General features: G+C 60.0%; 9 protein-coding genes. 2 read left to right on the plus strand and 7 right to left on the minus strand.

Going from position 1 to position 12,641, the window contains the following annotated elements:
* Nucleotides 1-38: 38 nt before the first annotated feature.
* Nucleotides 39-1,499, plus strand: a complete 1,461-nt coding sequence (locus H2Z84_RS20010) for a protein adenylyltransferase SelO (protein ID WP_181837548.1) — start codon at nt 39-41, stop codon at nt 1,497-1,499.
* 142 nt (nt 1,500-1,641) lie between these two features.
* On the opposite strand, the gene H2Z84_RS20015 is transcribed toward H2Z84_RS20010, so the two are convergent.
* From H2Z84_RS20015 to ppk2, 5 genes are all read right to left on the minus strand, one after another.
* On the minus strand, nt 1,642-3,306 hold the full coding sequence (locus H2Z84_RS20015) for an L-lactate permease (RefSeq protein ID WP_220272927.1): 1,665 nt from the start codon (nt 3,304-3,306) through the stop codon (nt 1,642-1,644).
* A gap of 363 nt (nt 3,307-3,669) precedes the next feature.
* Complete coding sequence (locus tag H2Z84_RS20020; protein ID WP_181837549.1) at nt 3,670-4,392, minus strand: UDP-2,3-diacylglucosamine diphosphatase; 723 nt, start codon at nt 4,390-4,392, stop codon at nt 3,670-3,672.
* Nucleotides 4,393-4,499: 107 nt separating this feature from the next.
* Nucleotides 4,500-4,991 (minus strand): peptidylprolyl isomerase, encoded by a 492-nt coding sequence (locus H2Z84_RS20025; protein ID WP_124643512.1) that lies wholly within the window; start codon nt 4,989-4,991, stop codon nt 4,500-4,502.
* An 82-nt stretch (nt 4,992-5,073) separates the two neighbouring features.
* Nucleotides 5,074-5,631 carry a peptidylprolyl isomerase gene (locus H2Z84_RS20030; protein ID WP_181837550.1) on the minus strand — a complete coding sequence of 186 codons (558 nt, stop codon included), beginning with the start codon at nt 5,629-5,631 and terminating at the stop codon, nt 5,074-5,076.
* A 117-nt stretch (nt 5,632-5,748) separates the two neighbouring features.
* A complete protein-coding gene (gene ppk2, locus H2Z84_RS20035; RefSeq protein ID WP_199730997.1) occupies nt 5,749-6,606 on the minus strand; it encodes a polyphosphate kinase 2 in 858 nt (285 codons plus the stop codon).
* A gap of 420 nt (nt 6,607-7,026) precedes the next feature.
* Here ppk2 and H2Z84_RS20040 point away from each other — a divergent pair, with 420 nt between their 5' ends.
* A complete protein-coding gene (locus H2Z84_RS20040; protein WP_181837552.1) occupies nt 7,027-8,694 on the plus strand; it encodes a SulP family inorganic anion transporter in 1,668 nt (555 codons plus the stop codon).
* Here the strand turns inward: H2Z84_RS20040 and H2Z84_RS20045 are convergent.
* Nucleotides 8,691-10,034 carry an HD-GYP domain-containing protein gene (locus H2Z84_RS20045; RefSeq protein ID WP_181837553.1) on the minus strand — a complete coding sequence of 448 codons (1,344 nt, stop codon included), beginning with the start codon at nt 10,032-10,034 and terminating at the stop codon, nt 8,691-8,693. The two genes, H2Z84_RS20040 and H2Z84_RS20045, sit on opposite strands and share 4 nt — an antisense overlap.
* A gap of 108 nt (nt 10,035-10,142) precedes the next feature.
* Entirely contained in the window at nt 10,143-12,431 is a 2,289-nt protein-coding gene (locus H2Z84_RS20050) for a YgiQ family radical SAM protein (RefSeq protein WP_181837554.1), read from the minus strand.
* Nucleotides 12,432-12,641: the final 210 nt, after the last annotated feature.

The raw sequence follows: 12,641 nt of genomic DNA on the forward strand, positions 1-12,641 counted from the left end.
TGGTGTTTATCTGTCGGGCACGCGACTAGAATCGGGCCATGAGCCCATTTTCTTCCCTGACCTTTGGTCAACGCTTGCTGGAACTGCCACCCGTCTTCTACCGGCACATCCAGCCTCAGCCGCTGAGCGAACCCTATCTGGTGGCCGGTAATGCCCAGCTGTGCGCGACATTGGGCATAACAGCCGGTGAGCTGGCCCTGCCCGCCAGTCTGGCCTTGTTGTCCGGCAAGCAGTTTGTCCCAGACGTGTCTGCACTGGCAGCGCTTTACGCTGGCCATCAGTTTGGTGTGTATGTTCCCCAGCTCGGGGATGGTCGTGCCTTGTCGCTGGGCGATACGGTCGATACCGAAGGGCATCGTTGGGAATGGCAGCTCAAGGGGGCTGGTTTGACCCCATTCTCCCGTATGGGCGATGGCCGCGCCGTGCTCCGCTCCACCATTCGCGAATATTTATGTAGTGAAGCCATGCACGGATTGGGTATTCCTACGACACGTGCCCTGGCCATGACCGGCTCGCCCGACCCGGTCTACCGTGAGCGCCCGGAAACGGCAGCAGTGTTGACGCGCCTGGCAGAAAGCTTCATCCGCTTTGGCAGTTTCGAGGTGTTTTATCACCGTGGACAACATGATGAAATCCGGCAGCTGGCCGATTTTGTCATCCGCCACCATTACCCGCACTGCGCCCAGACCGATCAGCCCTATGCGGCACTTTTTGCCGATATTGTCGCCAGAACGGCGCAGTTGATTGCCCACTGGCAAGCCGTGGGCTTCTGTCATGGCGTGATGAATACCGACAATATGTCCATCCTGGGGCTGACGCTGGATTACGGCCCTTTCGGCTTCATGGATGGTTTCAATGCCGCACATGTGTGCAACCACAGCGACCATGCCGGACGCTATGCCTACAATCAGCAACCGCAAGTGGGTCTGTGGAACCTTCATTGTCTGGCATCGGCCTTCTTGCCGCTGGTAAGCGAAGAGCAATTGGTGGAGGCACTCTCCGGTTATCGGGAGCAGTACTCGCAATACTGGTTGATGTTGATGCGCAACAAGCTAGGTCTGGTGGTGGAACAAGAGGGCGATGAGGCATTGATTGAAGCACTGCTGCTGGCCATGCATGCCCACCATACCGATTACACCGTGTTTTTCCGCCGCTTGGCAGACTTTGATATGGCGGGTGAAAACCACGCCTTGCGCGATATGTTCCTGGATCGCAGCCTGTTTGATGGCTGGGCCACACGCTACGCCGCGCGTCTGCAGCTGGAAACAAGGTCTGCGGCAGAGCGCAAGCTGGCCATGCTGGCGGCCAATCCCAAATACATCCTGCGCAATTATCTGGCCGAGCAGGCGATACAAGCTGCACAACAGGGAGATTTTTCCCTGATTGCCAGCCTGCATGATTGCCTGAGCCACCCCTTTGACGAACAGCCGCAATACCAGGCTTTCGCCGGAGAGCCCCCGGGCTGGGCGCAGGAAATCAGCGTCAGTTGTTCCAGCTAAGGCGTCTCAGTTCCGTTTTCTTTGCTGCTTGCCATATCTGGCAGAAGAGTCCTGTCCTCTGCTGCTGAGAAGGTCATGAAAAAGCCCCGCCAGATATACCTGGCGGGGCTTTTTGTCTGGCACCGGCTGGTGCCATCAGGCATTAGTGCAATACCAACAGCGTGAACGGCGGCAGGTAGGCCATGGCGGTGACGACCAAGCCGACCAGGCAGGCCAGGGCCAGCGAATGGAAGAACACATAGCGCAGGATCACGCCTTCCTTGCCGTAGTACTGGGTGGCGGTGGAGGCGACCACGATGGACTGTGCGTCGATCATCTTGCCCATCACGCCACCAGCCGAGTTGGCGGAGGTCATCAGCACCGGCGACAGGCCCAGTTGGGTGGCCGATGCCTTTTGCAGACCACCGAACAGCACGTTGGCCGCGGTATCGGAACCAGTCAGCGCCACGCCCAGCCAGCCCAGCAGGGTGCCGAAGAAGGGGTAGAGCACGCCGGTGTGCGAGAAGGCCAGACCCAGGGTGATGTCCACGCCGGAGTAGCGGGTGAGGTAGCCCAGTGCCAGCATGGCCACGATGGTGATCAGCGAGTAGCGCAGCGACCAGAAAGTCTGGCCGTACACTTTGATCAGCTCGCTGGGGCGATAGCCCATGATCAGGCCGGACAGGATGCCAGCTACCAGGATGCCGGTGCCGGTGGTGGACAGCAGGTTAAGCTTGTAGATAGCAGCTTCAAGGTGCGGTTTGGCGACAACCGGCGGCATCTTCTGTACCAGGTTGTGCAGGCCGGGCCACTGGATATCCAGGGTGAAAATGGAATCCAGCAGCTTTTTCATGCTAGGCGAACCCCAAGCGAAAACCAGGACCGACAGGATCAGCCAGGGCAACCAGGCACGGATCACATCACCAGTGCTGTAGCCATGCTTGGGCTGCAGGCCGGTGTTGCCAGCGGCTTCGGCTGCAGCGCCAGCCATGGTGCCGGCGGTAGAGGTGTAGACCTCTTTCGGATGCCATACCTTGAGGAAGAACACCAGTGCAGCGATAGAGCAGACCGAGGCGATGACAGCTACCAGTTCCGGGCCCATGAGGTTGGACACAAGCAGTTGCGGAATGGCGAAGGACAGACCGGCCACCAGTACGGCCGGCCAGATGCGGATGGTGTTTTTCCAGCCGCAGAAGGCAATCAGCAGCCAGAACGGCACGATGATGGCGAAGATGGTCATCTGACGACCGACCATGGAGGAGATCAGCATCACATCGATGCCGGTGACCTTGGCCAGGGTGGTGATCGGAGTGCCCAGCGCGCCGTAGGCAACCGGTGCGGTATTGGCAATCAGCGACAGGCCGGATGCAGCCAGCGGCGAGAAGCCCAGGCCGATCAGCATGGCACCGGTTACTGCAACAGGCGTACCGAAGCCACCGGCACCTTCGAAGAAGGCACCAAAGCAGAAGGCGATCAGCAGCAGTTGCAGGCGACGGTCTTGCGTGACGCCGGTAATGCTCTCGCGCAGGATGGCAAACTGGCCTTTGCGCTCGGTCAGCTGGTACAGGAAGATCACGTTCAGGATGATCCAGCCAATCGGCAGCAGACCATTGGCTGCGCCCATCAGGGTGGCGCTAAGCGCCATGCTGCCCGGCATGCCGAAGATGCCGATGGCGACGACGAGCGAGGTGATCAAACCCATCATGGCGGCAATATGTGCCTTGATATGGAAAATGCCGAGCGCGCCCAGCAGCACGATGATCGGCAACGCTGCGCACAGCGTAGACAGCCACGGGTTGCCCAGTGGGTCGTAGACGTGGGACCACATAATGATTCTCTCCAATGATTGTTGGCGTTGATCGGGCTGCGCGTCGTGTGACGGGCCCGTTATCGAGCGTTCCGCCTGTTTTTGTGCTGGTGGCGGATGGCGCAACTGTAGTGATTGCGCTGCAAATCGTCATTTAGGGCTTGCCCTTGCGGGTTTACCCTTAACGGAGGCGTGGACTTGAGGGAAATGCTGAGTGGGTGGGGCGAATAGCAGTAAGGCTTGCCGTGGGTTGCTACCCCGATGCTTGGCGCCGCTGACAAAATCGCGTAGTGGCCCTGGGGCTAGGCGCGCCGATGCAGACAGTACAAAAGGGTAATGCCAGCAGGTGCAACGCCGCAGCCGTTTTTTTGTTAATAGTGGCTGTTAGCCTAGTGGCAGAGCGGTAAGGCCGGAGGCATCCAGGCGCAGATAGCCACCCTGCGCACCGTGCCAGTCGCGGATGACCCAGCGTTCGGCCTGGCGGCTGCCTTGCTGGTGGCTGTGGGTGGCCGGGCGGTGGGTATGGCCGTGGATCAGCGTTGGCCAGTCGTACTGCTCCAGCAGTTCCAGCACGGCGCTGTCGGTAACGTCGGTAATGGCGCTCAGGCCTTGTTGCTGCTTGGCGGCCTCACTCTGCATGCGGGCCTGCGCGGCGATGGCGTGGCGCTCGGCCAGCGGTCTGGCCAGCATGGCGGCTTGCCAGGCCGGATTGCGGCTCATGGCACGGAATTGCTGATAGGCGGTATCGGCCGCGCACAGGGCATCGCCATGGCTGAGCAGATAAGGCCGGCCATAGGCTTGCAGCAGGTAAGGGTCTTCCAGCAGTGCGGCGCCGGAGCGTTGGGCAAAGCCATCGCCCAGCAGGAAGTCGCGGTTGCCACGCATCACGTAGAGTGGGGTGTGGCGGGAAAACTGCTGCATCGCACCCAGCATTGCCTCAAGAAAGGCTGAGTCATCGTCATCGCCCACCCAGTATTCGAACAAGTCACCCAGAATGAACAGGCTGTCGATCTGTCCTTGCCATTGCTGCAAGGTGTCTACAAACAGCTGGCAGAGTGCCGGGGTGTCTTCGCTCAGGTGCAGGTCGGAGATGAAGTGATGGCTCATGGTGGGTAGGCAGCGATAAATGAAGGGTGGGTGGCTAAAGCAAAGCCAGCTGCCTTGCGGCGGCTGGCTGGTGTGGCAAAGCCCGGCGCAGGAGCCGGGCCGGCGGATCAGATGATCTCGGCTTTTTCCAGAACGACGGCTTCTGCCGGTACGTCCTGATGGCCGCCGCTGCGACCGGTGCGTACGGTCTTGATGCGGTCAACCACATCCTTGCCTTCCACTACCTGACCGAACACGGCATAGCCCCAGCCCTGGGTGGTTTCGGACTTGAAATCGAGGAAGTCATTGTCGGACACGTTGATGAAGAACTGTGCCGAAGCGGAGTGCGGGTCCATGGTGCGGGCCATGGCAACGGTATAGGTCTTGTTGGAGATGCCGTTGTTGGCTTCGTTCTTGATCGGATCGCGGGTGTCTTTTTGCTTCATGTCGGCATCAAAACCGCCGCCCTGAATCATGAAACCGTTGATGACGCGATGAAAGATGGTGCCATCGTAGTGGCCGCTCTTGACGTATTCTTCAAAGTTGGCTGCGGTAACCGGAGCCTTGTCGCTGAACAGTTCCAGTACGATTTCGCCAAAATTGGTGGTCAGTTTGATCATGAGGGTCATCCTTGTGTCTGAAGCGAATGCTTGCTGATGTGGTGGTGTGCGGTCCGGGCTTGCCGGGCCGACTGCTGGCGGGTCAGGGTTTGACAACCACCTTCTGAATCACGATGGGTTCGAACGGCACGTCGTCCATGCCTTTCATGTTGCCGGTGTGGGTCTTGGCAATGCGATTGACCACGTCCATTCCCTTGCTTACCTTGCCGAATACGGCATAGCCGATACCTTGCGGTGTCGGGTTCTTGTAATCAAGGAATTCATTATTGGCTACGTTGATGAAAAACTGTGCGGTGGCCGAGTTAGGATCCGCTGTGCGTGCCATGGCAATGCTGCCGATGGTGTTTTTCAGGCCATTGGCAGCCTCGTTGGGAATAGGGGCGCGGGCCTGTTTTTGTTCCAGTTTGCCGTCAAAGCCGCCACCCTGGATCATGAAACCGTCGATGATGCGGTGAAACACCGTGCCGTTATAGAAACCGGCCTTGGCGTAACTCACAAAGTTGGCCACCGTTTTGGGAGCCTTGGCCGAGTCAAGGGTGATTTCGATCACGCCTTTGTTGGTGGTCATTTCCACTACCGGTGCGGCTTGTGCCAGCAGCGGCAGCGCGCATAGAGCAAGGCTGGAGAGCAATTTTTTCATGGACGTATCGAGTGCTATCGGCAGGAACAATGCCGAATTCTAGCACAGCAGCCGGCCGTGGATGCGACCGGCTCCACCAGCCGGCCAGCATGCTGGCGGCTGGTTCTGCCCGGGGACTCAGACGCCGAAGCGCATCAGCTTGTCCTCGTCCTCGTTCTGCATGTGCTTGGGTGCGCCGACAATCAGCGGGTCGGCATTGTGTGCCACGCGCGGGTCTTTGTCGGGATAATCCAGGCTGGCCAGGAAGTGGCGGATGCAATTGAGGCGGGCGCGCTTTTTGTCATCCGATTTCACCACCACCCACGGTGCATCGCCGGTATTGGTATGGAAGAACATCGCCTGTTTGGCGGCGGTGTAGTCGTCCCATTTATCCAGCGACTGAATGTCGATGGGTGACAGTTTCCAGTGCTTGAGCGGGTCGTCGCGGCGTGAGATGAAGCGGCGCAGCTGTTCTTCGCGGCTGACCGAGAACCAGAACTTGAACAGATGAATGCCACTGTTGACCAGCATGCGTTCCAGCTGTGGGGTCTGGCGCATGAATTCCAGATATTCATCCGGATTGCAAAAGCCCATGACCCGTTCGACGCCTGCGCGGTTATACCAGGAGCGGTCGAAGAACACGATTTCGCCGGAAGCCGGCAGATGTTCGATATAACGCTGGAAATACCACTGGGTGCGTTCGCGCTCGGACGGTTTCTCCAGTGCCACCACGCGGGCACCGCGTGGGTTGAGGTGTTCCATATAGCGCTTGATGGTGCCACCCTTGCCGGCCGCATCGCGCCCTTCAAACAGGATGACGATTTTCTGCCCGGTTTCCTTTACCCAGTTCTGCACCTTCAACAGCTCGATCTGCAGCTCGAGCTTGATTTTTTCGTACTCGGTGCGACGCAGGCGAGTGCGGTATGGGTAGCTGGCAGGCAGTTCGGCCGTGGTGCTGTCTTCGCTGGTGCCATGCGGCGCTTCGGCTACTTGCAGGGCGACCGGCTGCTGGCTGATGGTTTCGATGGCCTTGATCGATTCCTGGTGTACCCGTTTGACATTACTTTGACGGCTGCTGCCGCTGCGGGCGGGTTTACGCGCCGGTGCAGGGCTGTGGCTGACTACGGTTTCAGGGGCGGCGGCGCTGGCTTCTGGGGTGGCGGCAGGGGTGGCGGGATCAGTATTTTTGTCTTGCGTCATGGTTTTCCCTCATGCTGAAGTGGTCATGAAATCATCCTACGCCTGTTGAATTGGGGTGTCGATATGCCTCCGCCATGGCCAGTGCCACGGCCGGAATGCGACATGCAGTCGTGCATCCCTTGCATGGCAAGGCGCTGGCGTCGATGATGACAAGATAACCCTGCCGGCGGCATGCCCGTGCCTGCCGGCCATCCACAACAATAGAAAGCTGTCGCCATGTTCAGTTTGGGTTTCCGTCCCCGTGTTCTTGATACCCTGCAACACTACAATCGCAATCTGCTGCGCGATGACGTCATGGCGGGCCTGACCGTCGGCATTGTTGCGCTACCCCTGGCGATGGCCTTTGCCATGGCCAGTGGGGTGACGCCACAGGCGGGCATCTTTACCGCCGTGATTGCCGGCTTCCTGGCGGCGGCACTGGGTGGCAGCCGGCTGTCGGTCACCGGGCCGACCGGAGCTTTCATCGTCATCATCTATGGCATTGTCGCCAAGTATGGCGTGGCCAATCTGTTGATCTGCACCTTCATGTCAGGGGTGATGCTGGTATTGATGGGGTTGTTCCGGCTGGGGCAGGTGATCCGCTTTTTCCCGCTGCCGCTGATTACTGGCTTTACCAACGGCATCGCCGTACTGATCTTCCTGACCCAGTTGAAGGATTTCTTCGGCCTGCCGGTGGACAAGATGCCGGCCGGTTTCTTTGCGGTAATGCAGGTCTTGCGCGAACAACTGGGTAATTTCCACTGGCCCACCTTGCTGCTGTCGGCGGCCAGCCTGCTGCTGATCCTGTTGTGGCCGAAGCGGCTTAATCGTGTGTTGCCAGCCCCCTTTGTGGCGCTGGTGCTGGCCACCCTGATTACGGCGCTGTTCGGGCTGCCGGTGGCCACGCTGGGTAGCAAGTTCGGCGGCATTCCACAAGGCCTGCCCAGTTTTGGCGGACTGGATCTGGACCCGACCCATCTGTCCGACCTGCTGGCACCAGCGTTTACCATTGCCCTGCTGGGGTCTATCGAATCACTGCTGTGTGCGGTGGTGGCCGATAGCATGACGGCGGACAAGCACGACTCCAATCAGGAGCTGATTGGCCAGGGTATTGCCAATATGGTGGCTCCGTTCTTTGGTGGCATTCCGGCGACCGGGGCGGTAGCGCGCACCGCCACCAATATCAGCAATGGCGGTAAAACGCCGGTGGCTGCCATGGTGCATGCCTTGCTGTTACTGTTGATTCTGCTGGTGGCTGCGCCCTTGGCAGCGAGTATTCCGCTGGCGGTGTTGGCTGCCATCCTGATTTCGGTGGCATTGAAAATGGGTGACTGGGATATCCGCAAGGCTTTCCAGTTTCCCAAGCGCGATACTGCCGTGCTGATTGTCACCTTTGTGCTGACCGTGGTGTTTGACCTGACGGTTGCCGTGCAGATCGGCCTGCTGATGGCGGCCGTGTTCTTTATCCGCAGCATGGCCAGCCATACTTCAGTCAACCGCCTGTTGCCGGAATACGCCCAGTTGTTCGAGCGTCATACCATTGCCGGCAAGCATGTGCCGGATGGCTGTGCAGCGTTTCGTGTCGAGGGGGCCTTGTTTTTTGGCGCAGCGGATAGTGTGGAAATCATTCACCAGCAGGCTGAGCAGGCAAGGGTGATCATTTTGCAATTGCACCGGCTGGTGTTGCTGGACACCACCGGCCTCTTGGCACTGGACAGCCTCAACGACAAGCTCAGGGCGCAGGGCAAGACACTGATTTTGTGTGGTGCAGCGGATGAAGTGCTGGCTATGCTCAAGGGATCGCGGCTGGCAGATGATCTGGGCGTGGACAATCTGCAGCCGGACCTGGCAGCAGCCTTGTTGCGCGCCGAGCAGTTGCTGACCAGCGGCGTGGTATGGGGTTAGGCCAGCTGTCCTTCCGCTCGCAAGACCTGGCTTAGTGCTTCGAAGCATTGCGGATCGATGGCGCTGTGCAGGTTCTGTCGCATGATGTCCAGGGTTTTGTCCACCGCGGTGGCCGGGTGGTAGGGGCGCTCGGCATTGATGGCATCGAAAATGTCGGCGGTGGTGATGATACGGGTTTCCAGTGTGATGGCATCGCCGGCGAGGCCGCGCGGATAGCCTTTTCCATCCAGCCGTTCGTGATGGGCTGCGGCCACCTCGGCCAGTTCGGCAAAGATGTCCATCCGCCCCAGAATGGCACGGGTATAACTGGCGTGTTTTTGTACCGCTGCCCATTCCTCGGCGTCCAGTTTACCCGGCTTGTCCAGAATGCTGTTGCTGACGCCCAGCTTGCCCACATCGTGTAGCAGCGCACCGCGTTTAAGCCAGCGCCGGCGGGCATCATCCATGCCTAGCATGGCAGCAATACGGTCGGCGTAATGGCCTACACGCTGACTGTGGCCGGCGGTGAAGGGGCTTTTCGAGTCGACCACCTGGCCGAAGCCTTCGGCGATTTCATCCAGATAATCTTCGTCCACCTCGACGTGATGTTGGGCTGGTTCCAGCGCCAGTACCGCCTGATCCACTGCATCGGATTCCAACACCTGCCAGAAGGCGTCGTCGCCGGCCACACTGGCAAAGCAGGCGACCAACTGCGGGTCGAACCAGCCGCCGGCACGGCTGCTGATTTCGGCCAGAGCACCGGCGCGGCCACTGGTGATGTGAAACACATCGATCACCTGCGCCAGTAGTGCAATACGTGCATTGAGCGGAATGGCCTCGCCCTGCAGGCCCAGCGGCCGACCGGAGCCATCCCAGTGTTCGTCCAGCGACTGGATGCCACGTGCCACCTTTTCGTTGAAGCGCAGCTGGCGGGCGATGTCAGCTCCACGGTGGCAGCGGGTGTGGATCAGTTCGTCGGCAATTTCCTTGCCATTGCGCATGATGTTGACGATGGAGGCCAGGCGGTCGGCCCAGCCGGCGTGGCGGCCGGTGTGGCTGAACACAAAGCCCAGCATTTGCGGCAGGCCTTGGCCCACTCGTTTGAAGTCTTGCTTGAACTGGCGGTCGTCGGTGAGGTAGAGCTCGCTGATGCGGGCGGCATTGCTGCTGCAGCCCAGGTCTTTCAGCAGGATGGCGTAGTACAGCTCCCACTGTGACTGGCTGTCCAGGCCGATGGCGCGGCCGATATGCATGCCTATCCAGCAGCTGCGCACGCAATGGCCTTCTGGCTGTCCCTCGGTAATATCCAGCGCATAGCTGAGCGAGCCCAGTAGTTCGGCCAGTTTTAGTGAGGCGCCCATTGTGCGTGTCCTGTTTATAAAGCCTGACTGTACTGTAACTGGCGCTGGCGGATTTGCCCAAGAAAAACGGCATCGTCATGGACGATGCCGTGGGCCGGTGCGCTTGGGTTAGCGTTTGGTTTTGTGGCGGCTATTGCTGCTGCCAGCCGTGCCGGCCGGTTTGCTGCCGGGTTTGGCACCTGGACGGCCAGTAGCTTGCGGGCGGCCGCCGAAGGGCTTGGCCTGCGGGGTGCTGGCTTTGCCTTGGCCAGAGCGCGGCTGGCCGGGTTTGCCGCTGCCCTGGCGTGCGGCCGGCGCGCCCAGGCGGTGGCGAATGGCGGCTGATTTGTCACCCGGCGGGGTGGGCGGAATCAGGCAGTGCTTGCTGTGGCCGATCAGGTCGCTGCGGCCCATATTGATCAGCGCGTCGTGAATGATCTGCCAGTTGTCCGGGTGGTGATAGCGCAGGAAGGCCTTGTGCAGCTTGCGACGGTAACCATCGCGTACCACATCCACTTTTTCCGAGCTGCGCGACAGGCGCTTGAGCGGATTGCGCCGGGTATGCCACATGGTGGTGGCCATGGCCATTGGCGTCGGGGTGAAGGTTTGCACCTGATCCAGGCGGAAGTTGTTCTTCTTCAGCCACAGCGCCAGATTCATCATGTCCTCATCGCTGGTGCCGGGGTGGGCTGCAATGAAGTAGGGGATCAGGTACTGCTCCTTGCCCGCCTGACGGCTGAAGCGTTCGAACAGCTCCTTGAACTTGTCGTAAGCGCCCATGCCCGGCTTCATCATCTTGGACAGCGGGCCGTCTTCGGTGTGTTCTGGGGCGATTTTCAGGTAGCCGCCCACATGGTGCTGTACCAGTTCCTTGATGTATTCGGGCGAGCGCACAGCCAGGTCATAACGCAGACCGGACTGGATGTTGATCTTCTTCACGCCGGGCAGGGCACGCGCCTTGCGATACAGCTGAATCAGATGGCTGTGGTCGGTGCCCAGGTTTTCGCAGATGTCTGGGAATACACAGGACAGCTTGCGACAGGAGCGCTCGATATTCGGGTCCTTGCACGACAGGCGGTACATATTGGCAGTCGGGCCACCCAGATCGGAGATGTGGCCGGTAAAGCCCGGCGTCTTGTCGCGGATTTCCTCGATCTCATGCAGGATGGATTCTTCCGAGCGGCTCTGGATGATGCGGCCCTCGTGCTCGGTAATCGAGCAGAAGGTACAGCCGCCAAAGCAGCCGCGCATGATGTTGACCGAGTACTTGATCATCTCCCAGGCCGGAATGTGCGCATCGCCGTAGGACGGGTGCGGATTGCGGGCGTAGGGCAGGCCGTAGACGAAGTCCATTTCCTCGGTAGTCAGCGGAATGGGCGGCGGGTTCAGCCACACATCGCGGCTGCCATGCAGCTGTACCAGCGCACGGGCATTGCCGGGGTTGGATTCCAGATGCAGGGTGCGGCTGGCGTGGGCGTACAGCACCGGATCATGTGCCACGGCTTCGTATGCCGGGATGCGGATGACGGTTTTGGCGCGTTCGGCACGGCGTTTGGCCAGACGCTCTTCGCGCGACTCGATGCGGATCACCTGCGGTGCGGTCGGGTCGCTGCCCTTGGTTGCTTCGGCAGCCTGTTCCGGTATTTCCTGATAGGGGTTCAGGTGCGGATCGACATGGCCGGGCAGGTCCACCACGCTGGAGTCCATTTCCTGCCATTCTTCATCCGGCCGCCAGCCTTGCTGCACTACAAAGGCCGTGCCGCGTACGTCGCGGATCTCGCTGAGTTTTTCACCCTTGGCGGCACGGTGGGCAATTTCCACCAGCGCGCGCTCGGCATTGCCATACAGCAGGATGTCGGCCTTGGAGGTGATCAGTACCGACTGGCGTACCTTGTCGCTCCAGTAGTCGAAGTGGGCGATGCGGCGCAGGCTGGCCTCGATGGAACCGATCATCACCCCCACCCCCGGGTAGGCTTCGCGGCAGCGCTGGGCATACACGGTAACGGCGCGGTCCGGGCGCTTGTTCGGTTCGGCATTCGGGGTGTAGGCGTCGTCGGAGCGCGGACGACGGTCAGCCGTGTAGCGGTTGATCATCGAGTCCATATTGCCGGCGGTAACGCCAAAGAACAGATTGGGCTTGCCCAGCGCTCGGAAGGGCTCGGCCGATTGCCAGTCCGGCTGCGCGATGATGCCTACCCGGAAGCCCTGCGCTTCCAGCAGCCGGCCTACCAGGGCCATGCCGAAGCTGGGGTGATCGATATAGCAGTCGCCGGAAATCAGGATGATGTCGCAGGAATCCCAGCCCAGCTCGTCCATTTCGGCGCGGCTCATCGGCAGGAAGGGGGCGTTGCCAAAGCGGCTGGCCCAGTACTTGCGGTAAGAGGTGATCGGTTTTGCGGCGGCTGCTAGTGTCGTCATGCTGATGGAATGCGGTAGTGGCGCTGGTGTGCGAGCAACCCGGCATTATGCCGCACTTTTTGGGTTTTATCACTATAAACAGTTGTTTTTTATGATAAATTGTCGTGCTGCAAGTAGGGCTAAGTCTGACAGGGAGTTTTGCTGGGGAATCAGCAGCTTGTCCGCAGCATGCCGACGGGATGTGACCTCGGCCGCAGATTGGCGTAACCT

Origin of the sequence: Aquitalea aquatica (assembly GCF_013911085.1) — a bacterium.
In the GTDB taxonomy this organism is placed as follows: domain Bacteria; phylum Pseudomonadota; class Gammaproteobacteria; order Burkholderiales; family Chromobacteriaceae; genus Aquitalea; species Aquitalea aquatica.